The organism is Parabacteroides sp. AM08-6 (assembly GCF_003473295.1).
GTDB lineage: Bacteria > Bacteroidota > Bacteroidia > Bacteroidales > Tannerellaceae > Parabacteroides.
Genome location: NZ_QRMP01000001.1, coordinates 421,064 through 440,096, shown reverse-complemented (window position 1 = coordinate 440,096; position 19,033 = coordinate 421,064). Strand labels below are relative to the sequence as shown.

13 protein-coding genes are annotated in these 19,033 nt (G+C 43.5%); 12 read left to right on the top strand and 1 reads right to left on the bottom strand.

The window, feature by feature from the left end; all coding sequences use genetic code 11:
* Window positions 1-330 precede the first annotated feature (330 nt).
* The 12 genes from DW103_RS01770 to DW103_RS01715 all read left to right on the top strand — a co-directional run bounded on the left by DW103_RS01770 (window position 331) and on the right by DW103_RS01715 (window position 17,252).
* Entirely contained in the window at window positions 331-1,137 is an 807-nt protein-coding gene (locus DW103_RS01770; RefSeq protein WP_122273933.1) for an IclR family transcriptional regulator, read from the top strand.
* Between the two features lie 33 nt (window positions 1,138-1,170).
* Window positions 1,171-2,946, top strand: coding sequence for a YncE family protein (locus DW103_RS01765; protein ID WP_122273932.1), 1,776 nt, complete (start codon window positions 1,171-1,173; stop codon window positions 2,944-2,946).
* 29 nt (window positions 2,947-2,975) lie between these two features.
* Entirely contained in the window at window positions 2,976-4,073 is a 1,098-nt protein-coding gene (locus DW103_RS01760; protein WP_122273931.1) for an endoribonuclease L-PSP, read from the top strand.
* Window positions 4,074-4,128: 55 nt separating this feature from the next.
* A complete protein-coding gene (locus tag DW103_RS01755; protein WP_122273930.1) occupies window positions 4,129-4,896 on the top strand; it encodes a hypothetical protein in 768 nt (255 codons plus the stop codon).
* A gap of 15 nt (window positions 4,897-4,911) precedes the next feature.
* Window positions 4,912-8,904 carry an SUMF1/EgtB/PvdO family nonheme iron enzyme gene (locus DW103_RS01750; RefSeq protein WP_122273929.1) on the top strand — a complete coding sequence of 1,331 codons (3,993 nt, stop codon included), beginning with the start codon at window positions 4,912-4,914 and terminating at the stop codon, window positions 8,902-8,904.
* A gap of 166 nt (window positions 8,905-9,070) precedes the next feature.
* Window positions 9,071-11,503: a cytochrome c biogenesis protein CcsA gene (gene ccsA, locus DW103_RS01745; protein ID WP_122273928.1), complete on the top strand. Its 2,433-nt coding sequence runs from the start codon at window positions 9,071-9,073 to the stop codon at window positions 11,501-11,503.
* A gap of 123 nt (window positions 11,504-11,626) precedes the next feature.
* The gene (locus DW103_RS01740) at window positions 11,627-11,941 is read left to right on the top strand and encodes a hypothetical protein (protein ID WP_122273927.1); all 315 of its coding nucleotides are present in this window, start codon (window positions 11,627-11,629) and stop codon (window positions 11,939-11,941) included.
* Window positions 11,942-11,966: 25 nt separating this feature from the next.
* Window positions 11,967-12,983 carry a dihydroxyacetone kinase subunit DhaK gene (locus tag DW103_RS01735; protein WP_122273926.1) on the top strand — a complete coding sequence of 339 codons (1,017 nt, stop codon included), beginning with the start codon at window positions 11,967-11,969 and terminating at the stop codon, window positions 12,981-12,983.
* A gap of 12 nt (window positions 12,984-12,995) precedes the next feature.
* Window positions 12,996-13,610, top strand: coding sequence for a DAK2 domain-containing protein (locus tag DW103_RS01730; protein ID WP_122273925.1), 615 nt, complete (start codon window positions 12,996-12,998; stop codon window positions 13,608-13,610).
* 39 nt (window positions 13,611-13,649) lie between these two features.
* On the top strand, window positions 13,650-14,525 hold the full coding sequence (gene lsrF, locus DW103_RS01725; RefSeq protein WP_122273924.1) for a 3-hydroxy-5-phosphonooxypentane-2,4-dione thiolase: 876 nt from the start codon (window positions 13,650-13,652) through the stop codon (window positions 14,523-14,525).
* A gap of 82 nt (window positions 14,526-14,607) precedes the next feature.
* Window positions 14,608-15,495, top strand: coding sequence for a hypothetical protein (locus tag DW103_RS01720; protein WP_122273923.1), 888 nt, complete (start codon window positions 14,608-14,610; stop codon window positions 15,493-15,495).
* A 92-nt stretch (window positions 15,496-15,587) separates the two neighbouring features.
* The gene (locus DW103_RS01715) at window positions 15,588-17,252 is read left to right on the top strand and encodes an AMP-binding protein (protein WP_122273922.1); all 1,665 of its coding nucleotides are present in this window, start codon (window positions 15,588-15,590) and stop codon (window positions 17,250-17,252) included.
* Window positions 17,253-17,257: 5 nt separating this feature from the next.
* On the opposite strand, the gene DW103_RS01710 is transcribed toward DW103_RS01715, so the two are convergent.
* Complete coding sequence (locus DW103_RS01710) at window positions 17,258-19,027, bottom strand: ATP-binding protein (RefSeq protein ID WP_122273921.1); 1,770 nt, start codon at window positions 19,025-19,027, stop codon at window positions 17,258-17,260.
* Between the last annotated feature and the right edge of the window lie 6 nt (window positions 19,028-19,033).

The window sequence follows — 19,033 nt, the reverse complement described above, 5'->3', positions numbered from 1 at the left end:
ACATCTTCAGTTTCAGATTGTTTCTAATGCGTTTGCCCTGGTTATCTCAACCTTATTTGCGTTTCACGTTCGCTGAACGAAAAAAATACGAACGTTGAACGCAAAAAATACGTTCGATGCTTTTGCGTTTCACGAACGTTGAACGAATAAGAGGTTGGATGCTTTTATCGGAACAGAAAGAATAAAATGTCCATAATGGAGATACGCTGACTCTGAACGCTTCCATCTCTTTATGCTTTACGACATACTTAACGTCTTTTCACATTCTTTGTAGTCACTTTAATTATGTGCCACTTATATTTGGTTCAAATCTGAAACAATATTTCAAATATGAAAAACACTGTTCCAAATATGGAAAAGCTGGAAGAAAACTATAAGGTTCCGAATCTGGAAAAAGGTATTGCAGTGATTGAGTATCTCTCGCTTCATTTTCAAGGAGAAACGTTGCAGAGTATAAAATCGGCGCTTGATATTTCACAGACTACGGCTTACCGGATTTTGAATACATTGGTTCGGTTGGATTATCTCATATATGATGAAGATACAAAACGATATAAACTTTCAAGAAAACTGTTGACGCTGGGATTTCGTTCCTTAAATGAACACAACTTACTGGAAACCGTATTGCCTCGGTTGCGTGATTTGCGCGATCAGGTAAAGGAAACAGCCTGCTTTGGAGTGTTGGGTGACGAAAAAGGGATTTTTATAGAACAGGCGCAAGGACATCATACTTTCCGTTTTATCTTGTCCCCCGGAAAGTCGTTTGAGTTACATTGTTCTGCGCCCGGCAAAGCTATTATGGCTTATCTTCCGAATACAGTGCGCGACCGTTATCTTTCGTATATGAAATTTGAACAATACAATTCCCGTACTATTACGACGCGTGAAGCTTATCTGGCTGAACTTGAAAAAGTACGTAATTTTGGCTATGCTCTGGATAACGAAGAGGAGCTAAATGGGGTAATTTGTGTTGGTGCACCTATCTTTAATTACACGGGTTATCCTTGCGGAGCCATTTGGATATCCGGTCCTAAAGACCGTCTTTCGAAAGAGGTGACGCGAAGTTCTGCAGTATGTATAAAAAAGATAGCTGAGGATATCTCACGAGATTTAGGATTTAGAAAAAATGAGAATTGAGAATTTTTATAAGATATATAATATATATGCGCCATGAATACACGAAAACATCTATTAAAAATTACTTTGATAGCCTGTTTGGCCTGCTTCATCTCTTTTGCTTCAGCGGGCAATCTGCCGTTCTTTCCGACAGACATTGTCCTGAATAAGAAAGGGGAGATGCTTATAACGGAAAAGGGCATGAAGCGGGTGGTACTTTTATCGAGTGATGGGAAAACGTTGTTGAAATCATATCCGATGGATGAAGTTCCCACCGGCATTGTTCAAGACGAAATGAAAGCATACGTTACCACGTTTGGTCCGACAGGTGGACATTTACAGGTTTTGCAATTGGAATCGGGCAGGATAGAGGCTTCGGTTTCAACTGGTGCAGGTGCTTGTCATCCAATGTTCGGCCCTGAAGGAAAATACCTGTATGTGTGTAATCAGTTTACAAATACAGTGTCGGAAATTGATTTGTCAAACTATAAGGTAATACGAAATGTACAAGTTTTGCGCGAACCGAAATCGGCTGTATTCAGTCAAGACGGTAAATATTTGTTTGTGACGAATTTTTTACCAGCACAACGGGCGGACTTGGATTATGTGGCTGCTTGCGTATCGGTTATTGAGCTGAAAAGTTTTACAAAAATCAAAGATATACAGTTGGCAAATGGTAGTAATGCTTTGCGCGGAATCTGTATTACGCCGGATGGTAAATATATATATGTATCGCATAATCTGGGACGTTTTACAGTTCCGACTTCGCAGTTGCAGCAGGGGTGGATGAATACCAGTGCTTTTAGTATCATCGATGTGGCGAAGCAGGAATTTGTGGGTGCCGTTCTGGTAGATGAGCCTGAACGGGGAGCGGCTGGCATCTGGAGTATTGCTTGTAATGAAGATGCAATCTTCATCACACATTCCGGTACACATGAAGTTAGTGTAATCAACCATAAAGCAATGCGTGAGAAGTTTGAGAACTATTCGGATAAAGCTGCTTTGGACTATGACTTGACCTTCCTTTACGGCCTGCGTAATCGCATTCCTTTACAGGGTAACGGTCCTCGAAGTATGGTTTTGACTGGCGATAAGTTGGTTGTTCCGACTTATTTTGCCGATATATTAAATGTCATGGACATTAATACTTGCGAGATAACAGTTACAAATTTGAATCCTGAACGAGAGGAAAGTGCGGAAAACAAAGGTGAAAAATATTTCAATGATGCTTCCCATTGTTTTCAGAACTGGCAAAGTTGCAATGGTTGCCATCCCGGAGAAGCCCGGACAGATGGAATGAATTGGGATTTGATGAACGATGGCGTTGGAAATTCAAAGAATTGTAAGAGTTTGCTTTTTAGTCATGTAACGCCTCCCAGTATGATTTCCGGTATACGGGAAACGGCCGAATGGGCTGTACGCGCTGGCTTTAAGTTTATTCAGTTTTTTGATATTACGGAAGAAGATGCTGCATGTGTGGACGCTTATTTAAAATCACTTCAACCCGTACCTAGTCCGTATTTGGTGAATGGAGAATTATCTGAGCTTGCCAAAGAGGGACGCAAAGTATTTGAAAAACTGAAATGCAGTGAATGTCATTCCGGTCCTTATTTTACCGATATGAAGATGCATCGTATCGGCGAAAATATTGAATTTGAACAAGGATGGGATACTCCGACTTTGCGTGAAGTATGGCGTACAGCTCCTTATCTGTTTAACGGCCGTGCTGCTACAATGGAAGAGGTTTTTGATGTTTATAAACATGGCATTAAGAAGAAAATCTCTAAAAAAGAGATAGATGCTCTTACGGAATATGTAAATTCCTTGTAAAAAAATGAGAATAACATTCAATAAATAACATGAATTATTGCGATAAAATACACTATACAATCTATACGACGGAAAAAGCTTTTTCTTTCGAAGAAATGGTCGATGCATTGTTGGCACAATTACCGAAAGACGAAGCTATTTTCCGACTTGCTTTTTTCGGTATGCCGGCGGATAATGAAGAATATGTTTCGCGTCGGATTTTGTTGAATGAAAAAGTCCGAAAATTTACTGGAGACTGTAATCCTGTGTTAAGTTATGTATCCCAACCTCCTCTAAATGGAGGATTAATAGTAGAAGTGCATAGCTACAGGGCAGAAGATTGCGACAAATTGAGCTATCGACATTTTGGTGACTTCCCTTATGTCCTGTTGGAAAACGGGGATGGACGTTTTCTGTTTGCCGGAGGATTTCATGGTAGTGTTATTAAATCCGGTATCCGCCAGCAATCTGATGAGGTGTTCCGACTCATAGGAGAGGTGATGCGTAGAGAAGAATTTCCGGTAGAGAGTATCATTCGTCAGTGGAATTATCTTGAGCAGATAACGAAGTTCGATGGTCCTGACCAGCATTATCAGATATTTAATAATGCTCGTAGTGATTTTTACAGCCAGACAGAATGGAATAATGGTTATCCGGCTGCGACCGGTATCGGGGCTAATTTAGGAGGTGTTCTGGTAGATATAGATGCGGTTCAGTTTACTTCGTCCCGTTGTTTTGCCACACCGATAGATAATAAACTGCAAGTGGCCGCGCATGCTTATTCTGAGCAAGTATTGGAAATGGCCGGACAGAAAAAAACAACACCGAAGTTCGAGCGGGCCAAAAGTATGACATTCGATAACCGACGACTTGTCTACATTTCCGGGACGGCTGCTATTCGGGGAGAAGAAACGTTGATAGGTGTGGGATTGGAACGACAACTTCATATCACGATGGAAAATATCGCACAGTTGACAGGTAAAGCTAAGCTAAAGATGCTTCGAGTTTACCTGAAAGAAAAGTCTTTTTATGAAGAAGCTCGTGAATTATTAGAAGATTATAAACTGAATATACCCATTTCCTATATGTGGGCGGATGTTTGTCGGGATGAATTGCTGGTTGAGATTGAAGGTATAGCAATCGAATGATCGGTCTCACTCAAAAGAAGAAACGAATATTACTAATTTATATGATAAAATAAAAATGAAAAAAGGACTCAATTTCAAATCGGCTGCCGTGGCAATGCTTTTGTGCTCGATGGTGGCCTGTACCGGAAAAACATCTACTTCGGGAGATGCAACTTGTTGTGCTGCTGCTGGGAAAGGACAATGTACCGAGCAATGTGGCAGTGATTGCGGAAATGAATGTAATAAAAAAACTAACTGTAAAATTAATAAAGAAATGACTTATTCTAAAAAGTACACAAATGCCGATTTCTATAAGGACGGCAAGTTTCAACAAGATGTTGCCATGAAGGCAATGAAAGACATGTTTGATTTTTATGGTGTTCCTTTTACCGAATTTATGGGTAAAGAAATGTGGGTAACAGATTTCGGTCTGGGCGATTTTGAAAATGTAGGTATGGGAGGCGTTTTCTGGATAAACGATGCTGAATATGGTTACTTTGCTCACGCCATCTATTTGTTGCCGGGACAAATGATTCCTGAACATGCGCATGTGAAGACCAAATTCCCTGCTAAACATGAATCATGGATGGTAGAAAAAGGCTGGGTTTATAACTTCTCGGAAATAGGTGATGAAACTCCGAATGCACCGGCTATTCCTGCCAGTCACGGACCGATTAAGAGTAAGAATTTCGCAGTACAGAAAGTCGGTGACATTCTGCGTTTGAAAAAACTTGAGACATTCCATTTTATGATGGCTGGACCGGAAGGTGCTATCGTGGATGAATGGGCTTGTTATCATGATAACGATGGATTACGTTTCACGAACAAGAAAGCTGCGCTTTAATAATAAACAACTCCCATGAATAAATACTTATTAATCGTTTCATTCTTCATTTCTTCCTCTGTTTTGATGCTGGCAGGGCCAAAGCAGAAAAAGGTGGAAACATGGATTGATGCATCGGTTAAAGCTAAATCGGAATTGCGGTCCGAACTTCAGAAAGCGGGAATGCCGGTCATTTCCAAATATATGAAGCATAAAGACAAAGCAGAACCGTTTGTGGTTGACCTGAAAGGTGTTGAGAAGCTTGTACTTATCACATCCGGAGGACCCGATGGCTCTAGCTACGACCATGCTGTATGGGGAAACGCACGCTTGATAGCGGCTGATGGTTCTTCCGTATGGTTGGATGAAATTCCTTACGAATATGGTGTAGCCGGTTGGGGTAGTCCAATGATGAATGTCAATGTTTATGAAAAAGCTTTGCATATTGCTGGAAAGTTGTATCCGCACGGTGTATTCTGTCATGCCGACGGTATGCTGGTTTATCCCGTGGATAATAAATATGTACGTTTCGAAGCAGAAGTAGGCATCGATGATGACTCGCAAACCGGTAGTGTATTCTTTCAGGCCATGAATGTATTTCCTAAAAATATAGGAGATGAGTTGATAGCTAAATATCCGCAAATAAGTCTGCTGAGTGCATCTATGGATGGATTGGAGACTTGGCTGATTACACCGGATGCTTCTGTTGAAAAACAAATAGTGGAAGAAATTGCCGGCAGACTGAAAGACGGTGATTTTTATAAGAAAACCATTATGCAGATAGCATCTGAAAAAGATGTAGATACACAAATCCGTAAATATTTGGAACTGTTCGAACAGATGCAGAGTGTCTATGAGCTTCAAAGTGAACTTGAATGGTTGAATATGGATGCCATTAAACTGGCTTTTGCTGACATGAAAAAGCAGAAGGGGTATGATGTTGCCAAATATGAACCGTTATACAATGAGTTAATACAACTTCATCAGAAAGGTTTTGACGGTATTTACCAGGGAAATGAGCAGGCAATGGGCGATGCTCGTAAGGCTTTGGAAAATAAACGGGCTATTCTGTTAGGTAATCCGTTACTGGATTCGGACAAGGTGGTAGCTGTGCGTTATAAATTGGGCTCTCAAGCTCGCCAGGCGATGGCTCCTGAACTAGGAACGCAGGCTAATAACTGGAGCAACCAAGAGTCGGCACCTCGTGAAGGTTTTGATGCTGAAATCGTGGAACTATCCAATCTGCGTGGTGATATCAACACGCGTCAGGTGTATAAACCGTCTAATGGTTCTTCCATAGCCGACCTCCGTTTGCACTGGGACGGAGATCGCATGATGTTTACTCAGACACAACCGGATAAACGCTGGAATGTATTTGAAGTAAAATTGGACGGAACCGGCTTCAAAAAATTGGTGGAGAACGAGGAACCTGATTTGGAATTTTATGACGGCACTTATCTGCCTGATGGTCGTATTATTGCCAACTCAAACATTGGATACCAGGGAGTTCCCTGTGTAAGTGGCTATGACGCTGTAGGTAATATGATACTTTATACTCCGGAAAAAAAAGACCTGCGCCGTTTGACATTTGACCAGGATGCTAACTGGAATCCTGTTGTTATGAATAATGGTCGCGTGATGTACACTCGCTGGGAGTATACCGACTTGACGCACTACTATTCCCGTATCGTGATGCACATGAATCCGGACGGAACGGAAAATAAAGCTTTGTATGGTAGTGGTTCGATGTTTCCGAACAGTACGTTCGATGTACAACCTTTACCCGGACATTCATCTGCTTTTATCGGCGTTATTTCCGGACACCACGGCATTGCCCGCTCCGGCCGTCTGATTATTTTCGATCCGACAAAAGCACGTAAGGGTACGGCTGGTATGTTGCAAGAGATACCTCATCGCAACCGTCCGGTTGTCGAACTGATAAAAGACGAATTGGTTAATGGTGTATGGCCGCAATTTATAAAACCGACGGCATTAGACGATAAATACTTTCTGGTTGCTGCCAAGCTCGACCCTCAATCTCTTTGGGGATTGTATTTGGTAGATATCTATGATAATGTTACTTGCCTGATGAAAACGGAAGGCGAGGGATATATCAGTCCGATAGCAGTTCGTAAAACGACAACACCGCCGGCAATTCCTGACCGTGTAAAGCTGGGAGATAAAGAAGCGACGGTATTTATCCAGGATATTTATCAGGGCGAGGGTCTTCGCGGTATCCCCCGCGGAACAGTCAAAGAACTTCGTCTGCATGCCTACGAATATGCTTATGTAAAGACTACTTCCGACCATAACTGGCACGGTATCCAAAGTGGTTGGGATATCAAACGTCTACTGGGTACGGTTCCAGTGGAAGAAGACGGTTCTGCTATCTTCAAGATACCGGCTAATACTCCGATATCCATCCAGCCAATCGACAAAGACGGGGTTGCCATCCAATGGATGCGTAGCTGGTTGACCGGTCAGCCGGGTGAGGTCGTATCGTGTATCGGTTGCCATGAAGACCAGAATCAAATACCTATACCCAAACGCGTAATGGCTTCACAAAAAGCTCCCCATGTACTGAAAGCTCCCGAAGGAGGCGTTCGTTCGTTCACTTTCGATTTGGAGATACAGCCTATTCTGGATCGTGCCTGTATCGCTTGTCATAACGGAGAGAAAGCATTCGATTTGCGTGGCGGAAAGAAAGACGAGTTGGGATACGGTACTTCTTACCTGAATTTTCATCCTTATATCCATCGTCAAGGAGGCGAAGGCGATATGGTTGTACTCCATCCATACGAATATCATCCGAACACCAGCGAACTGGTACGTTTACTGAAGAAAGGACACCATAATGTTAAGCTGACGGATGCCGAATGGAAAACACTTTACAACTGGATTGACTATAATGCTCCGGATAAAGGTTATTTCAATGCCAATGTTTTGACGGATTTCCCTTATCAGGGCTTCGACCAGATAGCTCGTCGTAAGGAATTGACGGATAAATATGCGAACGAAGCGGGTGTGGACTGGAAGAAAGAAATTGCCGACTACGCGGACTACTTGAAGTCGAAAGGTCCGATTACTCCGGTTATGCCGGAAAAAGAGCCGCCTGTAAAGGAAAAGTCGCTGAAGGTAAAAGGATGGCCATTCGATGCAACAGCTATCAAAGCTATGTTAGCCGACGAAAAGTCAACTCGTAAAGAGATAGAGCTGGCTCCGGGCATCAAGATGACCTTCGTTCGTATCCCTGCCGGACAGTTCGTCATGGGTAGTTATCACGGACAGAAGGATTGTTATCCTACTTCCAAAGTAAAAATCGACAAAGCTTTCTGGATGGGTGAAATGGAAGTGACCAACGAACAATATCGGGTAATATTCCCTGAACACGACAGTCGCTACGTAGACCAGCAATGGAAAGATCATGTCAACCAAGGTTATCCGGCCAATAAACCGGAGCAGCCGGTTATCCGTGTCAGCTATAACTCCGCAATGGAGTATTGTAAACAGCTAAGCGAAAAGACCGGGTTGAACATTACGCTTCCAACCGAAGCCCAATGGGAATGGGCTTGTCGTGCCGGAAGCGGTGAAGATTTCTGGTATGGCAATCTGAATACGGATTTCGGTAAATACGAGAATTTGGCGGACAAAACGACACTCAAGTTGGCTGTTAGCGGTATCGATCCGCAGCCGATGCCGAAAACTGCATTCTGGTATAAATACTACATCTTCCTGCCGAAAGAGGAGAATGTAGATGACGGAAATCTGGTTCAGACCGGAGAAAAATGTTATCAGGCCAACCCGTTCGGTTTGTATAACATGCACGGGAATGTTGCCGAATGGACCCGTTCGGATTATCTGCCATATCCCTACACGGAAAAGGCGAAAGGAACATCCGAGTACAAAGTGGTTCGCGGTGGTTCGTACATCGAACGTCCGAAATACGCGACAGCTTATACCCGCAAGGCTTATTATCCGTATCAGACCGTGTTCAATGTGGGCTTCCGTGTCATTATTGAAGACGAATGAAAAAAGGAGATATAAATATTATTTATGAATGATAGACAACACTGATGTGGCAAGATTGTCGCAGAGTATTTCACCAATTGATTTATCTGTGTAAATTTGTCGCATCAGTGTAGTCTTTATTCTCCGACTGCCGGGTATGTTTATATTCTCTTTAATAAGAAAACAAATGAAAGCAACTCTCGAAAGATTTATCTCTTCCTTTGTAACGACAATCGTCTTGTTACTCATTTACGCCTTTGGCCTGGCCGTCGCAACTTTCGTCGAAAAGTATCACGGGACAGTAGCTGCCAAAGCGATGATTTATTATTCCCCGCTATTTTTCCTGCTCCAGTTCCTGCTGGTAGTCAATTTTATTGCCGCAACAATCAAACACCAATACCTTCGACGTGGTAAATGGGGACTGATGCTTGTGCATGGTGCATTTATCATTATCCTTCTCGGCGCCCTCACCTCATTCCTTTTCGGCGAAGAAGGCATCTTGCACCTCCGTGAAGGTGAAACGAGCAATCGTATTGCCGTCCGTACTTCCGATAACTCTTATTTTCATACCTTACCCTTTTCCGTAGAACTTGTGAAATTTACTTTAACCCGTTATCCCGGTTCAACCAGTCCTTCGGCTTATGAAAGCGAAGTGTTGGTCCATGTGGACGGCCAGACCCATCGTGAACGGATATATATGAATAACGTATTGGATGTAAAAGGTTACCGTTTCTTCCAGGCTTCGTATGACAAGGACGAACAGGGTACTATTCTTTCCGTCAGCCGTGATTTGGCCGGACGGAGTATAACTTATACAGGCTATCTGCTTTTGGTGATTGGCCTTATTCTAAGTCTCATCGGGAAAGACTCCCGTTTCATGCGTCTGAGTCGTCGGTTGAAAGAACTGCGGGCGGCAACAGGTACAACTGCCATCGTTCTCGTTTTGCTTGCCTTGTCGATGGAAGCAGGAGCGAAAGAAAAGACATCGCCCATGCTGGATGTCATACAGAAGTATCAGATAAATCCGGAGCATGCAGCCCGTTTTGGTGCGCTGCCTATACAATCGAGCAAGGGACGTATGATGCCAATCAACACTTTCTCGTCCGAAGTGCTTCGTAAATTGCATAAGTCTGATAAGATAGGCACACTCAATTCCGACCAGTTCCTTTTGAGCCTTTTGGCGATGCCGGACATGTGGATGCGTGTTCCGTTTATCGCTCTTTCCAACCCCGAACTGGCTAATTATTTCGACCTGACGGATGGCGAATGCGCCTATATCCAGGTAATCGACGCAAACGGTAATTACAAATTGCAACAAAAGTTGGAAGAGGCTTATAATAAAATGCCTGCCCAACGTACTCGTTTCGACAAAGATTTGATGAAACTGGACGAGCAAATCAATATCTTCCATCTGCTCATCAGCCATCAAATGCTAAACCTCTTCCCGAAGGAGGATGACCCGAATCACAAATGGTATGCGCCGGGCGACGATTTGTCCGGCTTCAGCGGCAAAGATTCGATATTCGTTTCTCATATTATGGATTGGTATCTGTCTGAGGTGCAAACTGCTTTAAAAAAGGGAGACTGGAGCAAGGCTGATGAAGTGGCCGGCATGATTTCGACCTATCAACAGGCTAAAAACAAAACACTCGATATTAGTCCCAAACGCATCCAGGCGGAATTAAAATACAACCGGATGGATGTATTTCGCTATTGTAAGATTGGCTATCTGATTTTAGGCGGATTACTGCTTATCTTCTCTTTTATTATGTTGTTCAGTCAACAACGTTGGACAAAGATAACGGCATGGCTGCTGGGAATCGGTATATTGGTGGTATTCCATTTCCACATGTTCGGAATGGGAATACGCTGGTATATCGGAGGCTATGCACCGTGGAGCAATTCGTATGAGATAATGGTTTATGTGGCATGGGCAACGGTACTGGCTGGATTGCTGTTTGTGCGTCGCAGCCGCATTACGTTGGCATTGGCTACGCTGTTCGGAGGCATCATTCTTTTTGTGTCCGGCTTGAATTGGATGGACCCGGAGATTAATCCGCTTGTCCCGGTGCTGAAATCACCGTGGTTGATGTTTCATGTGGCCGTTATCGTGGCGGCTTACGGCTTTTTCGGTATCAGTTGCCTGATTGGTTTGACAAATATGCTGATGATGAGCATCTCCGGAAAGAAAAATGCAGTTATCCTGAAAGCCCGTATCCGGGAATTGAGTATTGTAAACGAAATGTCGTTGCTGGTGGGACTGGCACTGATGACGGTCGGGACATTTCTCGGTGCTGTTTGGGCAAACGAATCGTGGGGACGCTACTGGGGGTGGGACCCGAAAGAGACTTGGGCGCTGATTACAATGGTCGTGTATGCCGTTGTGACACACCTTCACTTGGTGAAACGTTGGAACAATCCGTGGTTGTTCAATTTTACCTCGGTCGTAGCCTTTGCTTCGGTATTGATGACCTTTTTCGGGGTGAATTATTTCCTGAGCGGTATGCATTCGTATGGACAAAACGATAATGTTCACGGGATATTTACATATCTCTATGTCACTTTCGGGGTGGTGATTGTCTTGGCTTGTATTTCCGGAAGGAAATGGAAGAAATTGTGATAAGGGATGCTTTCGTTTGGAAGCAAAAGCATCTCTTAGCTCTTCCCGAGGGTTTTGCCGGAAGACGGAAGATTGAAAACTGAAATAAACAATGAATATTTATAAACTTAAAATTGATTACTTATGAGAACATTTAATCACATCGGTATCGTAACTACCGAAAAGAAAGAAGGCGCTATTTTGAACGAAGGTTTGAATGTCTGGCTGACCGATTACAATCAGAGCCCGAACCGTATCGAATTTCTGAAGTTTGAAGCAGGCAGTTGTCTGCCCGAACTGGTACAAACACAGGGACATATTGCTTACACCGTCCCCTCGATTGAAGAAGAACTGAAAGGCAAAAAGGTTATTTTCGGCCCGGCTCCCTGCGACGAACATTTGACTATCGCGTTTATCGAGGAAGAAGGCATTGCCATCGAGATTATGGAAATTAAATAATAACAAACATAAGGAGGAAAATACCATGTCAGACATTAAAACAAAATTCATAAATAATCCCGAACAAGTGACTCCCGAACTGTTGGAAGGTTATGTATTGGCTTATCCGGACCAGGTGAAATTGGGCGGCGAGAATATTGTAGTCCGTGCGAACCCGAAAAGCGAGGACAAAGTAGCAATCGTTACCTTAGGAGGTTCCGGCCACGAACCGGCTCTAAGCGGCTTTGTAGGCGAAGGAATGCTGGACTGCTCCGTTGTCGGAGATATCTTTGCCGCTCCCGGGGCACAGCGTCTGTTTCAGGCCTTGCAACTGATGAAGCGCGAAGCCGGTATTCTGCTTGTCGTACTGAACCATTCCGGTGATGTGATGAGTGCCAACATGGCCTGCCAACTGGCCGAACGTGTCGGTATCAAAGTCAAGCAAATCCTGACACACGACGACATCAGTGCCGGTATCGGAGCCAACAATGACGACCGTCGCGGCTTGGCCGGTTGCGTCCCCTTGTATAAGATATTGGGAGCTGCCGCCGAAGAGGGCAAATCGCTGGACGAATTGATTGAAATAGGCGAACGTTTTAATAAGCAGTTGGCTACATTGGCCGTTGCCATGCGTTCATGCACACATCCGCAAAACGGAGGAGTCATCACCGACTTGCCGGCCGGTATTATGGAAATCGGCATGGGGCAGCACGGTGAAGGTGGAGGCGGACAGAAACCGCTGGTATCTGCCGACGAAACAGCTGCTGAAATGGTCGACCTGCTCTGCCGGCAACTCCAACCGAAAGAGGGAGACAAGATGATGCTTATCATCAACGGAGTAGGGGCTACTACCCATATGGAGCTGAATATCATCTTCCGGAAAGCCTATATGGAGCTGAAGGAACGTGGTCTGCAGGTCGCTTTCAGCCGTATCCAGGAAATCCTGACCGTACAGGAACAGGCCGGCTTCCAGATGATTATGGCAATCCTCGATGATGACCATATCGATTATTTGAAAAACAAGCGCTCGGATGCTCCGTATTGGACAACTATCGGTAAATAATAACTTCAACGTATGAAAACACTGACTATCGACAATTTCAAAATTATGCTGAACAACGCGCTAAGGCATATTAAAGAGCGCGAAGAGGAATTTTCCAAACTGGATGCAGTCATCGGCGACGGCGATCATGGACAAGCCATCGTGACGGCTATGTCGGCTATTGTCGCGACGGCTCAAAAAGGAACGGAGTTCAAGGCAATGTTGAATGATATGGGATTTGATGTGATGCTTCAGGTGAGCGGTTCGACCAGCACGCTATTGGGAGCCTTTTTCCTCGGCATGAGCGATACAGTTTCGGGAACGGAACTGGATGCCGTTGCTGTAAAAGCCATGTTTGCCGGCGGTCTTGCCAATGTACAAAAGCAGACGAAAGCCGGAAAAGGAGATAAGACCATGATGGATGCGCTTATCCCGGCAGTCGAAGCTATCGAAAACAGCGACTCCGCCGACATCAAGGAAATTCTTGAAGCCGGAGCAAAAGCCGCTCTCGACGGCACTGCCGCTACAGTCGATATGAAAGCAAATTTCGGCCGTGCCCGTAATTATGGAGAGCGTTCCATCGGTTATGCCGATAGTGGAGCCTCTTCCTGGAGTTGTATGTTTGCGGCATTTGCAGAGGCTTTATAAGAGTAGGATCAAATAACTTTAAAAGAAAGGAATAGAATTATGCCAGATATGGATGGTTTTAGGGAAGCAAACAGTTTCGGATTCGGCCAAGCTTCTCTATCAGATAATTTTCATGTGAAAGGTGCTTCAAATATGCCTTGGGGAATGAAGGACCGCCTCTCCCGTATTTTTAACCCGAAGACAGGCCGTGCCGTTATGCTGGCTTTCGACCATGGTTTCATCATGGGGCCTACATCCGGGTTGGAGCGTATAGACCTGACTATCGTTCCCCTGACACAGTATGCCGATTGCTTGATGTGTACACGGGGTATCCTGCAAACGTCAATCCCGGCTAATGTCAACAAGCCGATTTGCCTCCGTTCGGATGCCGGTTCTACAATTTTGACTGAACTGAACCGCAATCTGTTGATTGATGTGGAAGATGCTATCCGCTTTAATGCTTCGGCTATGGCTGTAATGTTCTCTGCCGGTGACGGTGAACAGGAAGCTATCACGGCTGCCAATTTGGTGAAGGCTGTCGACTTGGGCAACCGCTATGGTATCCCGGTTATGGGTGTGACTGCCGTCGGAAAACAAATGGCACGCGATGCCCGCTATTTTGCATTGGCTTCCCGTGTTTGTGCCGAAAATGGAGCTTCTATCGTCAAGACTTATTATTGCGACGGTTTTGAAAAAGTAGCAGCCTCCTGTCCGGTTCCCGTTGTCATTGCCGGAGGAAAGAAACTTCCTGAAAAGGAAGCGCTCGAACTTTGCTACAATGCTATCAACGACGGTGCTGCCGGAGTCGATATGGGACGTAACGTTTTCCAGAGTGACTCTCCTGCTGCCATGATACAAGCTGTTCATGCCGTAGTCCACGAAGGATTAACGCCCGAACAAGGGTTTGAGTTATATCAATCATTACTTCACTCTTAAAACAGTAAATAGTTCAAGGCTGCCCGGCCTTGAACTATTTAATTAAGCCCACAGGACAAATCATATACATAAATCAATTATTATGAAGAAAATAATAACTTTCTTTTGCTCTGTTTTACTCCTTTCTTCGCTTACCTCATGTCAGCAAAAAGCCATGAAACTGTTATTGGGTGGTTCCGGATGGAATAAAATCGTGATTATCGATAAGAAAACAAAACAAATAGAATGGGAGCATCCTCTTGAGAAAGGCTGGGAATGCAATTCTGTAGCTGCAACACCCGACGGCAACATCCTTTTCTCCTATGCTCGGGGGGCTAAAGTCATCACCCGCGAACACAAGGAAGTCTGGGATATTCCAGCTCCCGATAATGGTGAAATGCAGACTGCACGTGTCTTGCCCGATGGCAATTATCTATTAGCCTGGTGCGGTCATCCGGCTGTTATTATGGAAGTCAGCCCCAAAGGAGATATCCTCTCCCGAACAGAATATGAGACCGGTATTCTCAACACGCATTCCCAATTCCGTCAGGTCAACAAGAATAAACGCGGTAACTATTTAATACCTCTTTTTGCAACTTCCGATATTCGTGAAGTAACTCCCCAAGGTGAACTCGTAAACACGACAATAACAGAAGGCACTCCTTTCAGTACATTCGCTTTGAGTAACGGCAATTACTGGGTGGCATGTGGTGATGGTCACTCTTTAATGGAAATGAATCTGGATAGTGGTGAAATTGTACGTCGTTATGGTGAAAACGATATTAAGAACGCTCGTCTTTTCTTTGTTGCCCAATTGCTACCCTCGTATGGCGATGGACTATATGTCTGTAACTGGCAAGGGCACGATAAAAGTGCTATAGAAGCCAACAGCCCTCAACTTCTTGAATTAGATGGTATGGGACGTATGGTCTGGAGCATTAACAATAATGAAACTTTTGGCATGATATCTTCAATCAGCATAATTGAATAATAGTAGTATATGCCATTTCTTTTACTCGGGGAATTCATTATATTTGCAACATTCTCCCGGACTATCCGGTTCTTTTATAAATTATATTTATTATGGATAATCGTTTCTTAGGCCTTATAGAGAAAAGCATCAAAGAACATTGGGATTTGCCAGCGTTCTCAGATTATAACGGACATACATACCATTATAAAGATGTGGCCCGCCGGATAGAGAAGTTTCATATCATTTTGGAACATGCAGGCATCAAACCGGGTGATAAAGTAGCTCTTGTCGGACGTAATTCGTCTAATTGGGCTATCTGTTTTTTCGGCATATTAGCTTACGGAGCTGTGGCAGTGCCTATTTTACATGATTTCAAACCGGACAACATTCATCATATCGTCAACCATTCGGAAGCGAAAGCTGTTCTGGCAGGTTCCAGCAACTGGGAAAATATGAATGAAAAGAAAATGCCGGATGTCCGTCTATTCATGATGTTGGATGATTTCTCCATCATCGACAGTAAAAGTAAAGATGTCTATTCTGTACGTGAGCGTATAAATGAATATTTCGGAAAGAAATATCCCCGTTCCTTTACAGCCAACGATGTGAAATATCATGTAGAGAAGCCGGAAGAATTGGCTGTTTTGAATTATACATCCGGTACGACCAGTTTTTCAAAAGGTGTGATGATACCCTACCGTAGCTTGTGGAGTAATACGCAATTTGCTTACGATAATCTCCCATTCATACATCCGGGAGATAATTTTGTCTGTATGTTGCCGATGGCGCATATGTATGGTTTAGCTTTCGAAGTACTTAACGGAGTTAATAAGGGTTGTCATATACATTTTCTGACCCGCACCCCCAGTCCGAAGATTATAGCAGAGGCCTTTGCCACAGTAAAACCGGCACTTATCCTCGCAGTTCCGCTTATTATTGAGAAAATTATCAAGAATAAGGTATTCCCGGAGTTGGAAAAGCCGTTGATTAAATTATTATTGAAAGTCCCCTATGTCGACCAGAAAGTCCGGAATACGATTGCTCAAAAACTAGACGCCTCATTTGGAGGTAATTTTGGTGAGATTGTTATTGGAGGAGCTGCTATTAATAAGGAGGTGGAAACTTTCCTGAAATCCATCAATTTCCGTTACACGATTGGATATGGCATGACCGAATGCGGCCCGTTGGTATCGTATGCCCAGTGGGATGTATTCAAGCAGGGTTCTGTAGGGCGTGTAGTCGACCGGATGGAAATCCGTATTGACTCGGACGATCCGGAACATGAAGTCGGTGAAATACTTGTTCGTGGTATGAATGTAATGTTGGGTTACTATAAAAATCCGGAAGCAACCCAAGCGGTCATGATGCCGGATGGTTGGTTACGTACAGGTGACTTAGGGACAATGGATGCCGACGGTTCTCTCTATATTCGAGGCCGAAGTAAAAGTATGATATTGAGTTCGAACGGACAAAATATTTACCCGGAAGAGATAGAAGACCGTTTGAACAATATGCTTTATGTTGCAGAGTCGCTAGTTATTTCACAAAACGGAAAACTAATAGCTCTTATCTATCCAGACTGGGAACAGGTCGATAAAGCCGGTATCCAACACTCCGAGATAGAAGCTCTCATGCAACAAAACATCGACCAACTGAATACTGAAATGCCCGGCTACAGCAAGGTGACTTGCTTCAAATTGTATCAGGAAGAGTTTGAGAAAACACCGAAGCGGAGCATCAAACGTTATTTGTACCAACCAGCCGAAGAGAATTAGGATTTCTATATCTTTTTCTTCAATGTAAAGAAGAAAGTCATGCCTTTGCCCGGACTACTCTTGGCAGATATCTGTCCTTTATGGAAATTGACACCATTCTTTACAATAGATAGCCCTAATCCTGTTCCGCCAACTTTACGGCTTCGGCCTTTGTCTACCCGGTAGAAACGTTCGAAGATACGATTGATATGTTCTTCCGAAATGCCTACACCATTGTCTGAAAAGCTGAAATAATAATATTTCGGGTCCTCTTTGTAACAATTGACGGTGATTTTTATTCCTTCGCCGGCATATGCAATCGTATTGTCGTACAAGTTCCGGAAGATGGAGTAAAGCAATGAATAATTGCCATATATTGTTGGATTACCCGGTAGTATTATTTCCGAAGAAATCTTTTTTTCTTCCATATCTTTGGAACATTCTTTTTCTATTTCACCGATTAATTTGGGAATATTGACTTCAGCCAAATCAAACATTTCCGAAGCTTCGTCAAGACGGTTCAAGACAGAAATATCGCGTAGCAAACCGGTTAGGCGCGTACTCTGTGAATAACAACGTTCGAGGAAGAACTGTCGTTTTTCATCCGTTAGTTCCGGATTGCTGATGATAGTTTCCAAATATCCTTGTATACTGCTTACGGGGGTTTTTAATTCATGTGCTACATTTTGAGTCAGTTGACGTTTCATCCGGCTTTCTTCTTCCTGACGGGAAATATCATTAATGGATATCTCGTAACTGTTATCGAGAAAGAGAATACATTCTATCAGGAATATTTTACCGTTTTTATCAACTGTAACCGATTCGCGCAGTACTTTTCGTTTCCGGTTGCTATTCGGAATGTTTTTATTCAGAAACAGACGGATAGGTTCAAGTTCTTTTACCTCCATTACATCTTCAGATTGACGGATTTGATTATCTGATATAACATTTACAAACTGAACAAAAAGAATATTCGACAGTATTTCCCGCCCTTCGGCTGTGAACATGGCAAAACCTTCTTTAGCATATTGAAAATGCTTTATCAGTTTTTCGCGTTCCATAGAGAGTTCGTCTTTTGCTTTTCGCTGACGATGATAAAGGGTCACAATATTTTTGGATATGTCGCCTAATTCGTCATTTGGAAAAACATATTCGTTTTGCGGAATACGGTCGTTTTCTACATTCAAGGCAAAATCGCGTAATTTAGAAATGGTCCGTCCGATACTGAACGTAAATCGGGAGAGGACAAAAAAGAAAATCAACGTCATCAAAGCCATGAAATATATAAAATCCTTGTTGATAGTCAATACACGTTGTGTATAGGGGTCCCAAGGGAGAGACGAACGATAAATATACCCCCCGATGTTCGTTGCCGAATAAAAATATCTTTTCCCTGTGGAACCGGAAGAACGGATAGCAAATCCTTCATTATATAATCGGGCTTTGCGTACCTCGCTACGGTCGTTATGGTTGTTGAATTCTTCGATGCCGCTATTATCAAACAAAACCTTGCCACTCGGGTCGATAATAGTGACACGTAAATCTTTTTGAGGAATATCCTCAATAAACTGATTGACAACTTTATTGATATCATTTGTTTGTTGGGTGCGACGGAAAAGTTGGTAATTGTAATTACCCAATACATTATTCAGTTTGTCTTGGGCGAACTCCCGTTCCCGTTGATACTGGAACAATAGGAAACAGACCGTAAATCCCAGAAACATTGCAAAAATCGACCAGAAGAGTCGTTGACTGAACGGTATACGATTCCTATTTTCAGCTTCTACCTTAACCATTCTCTT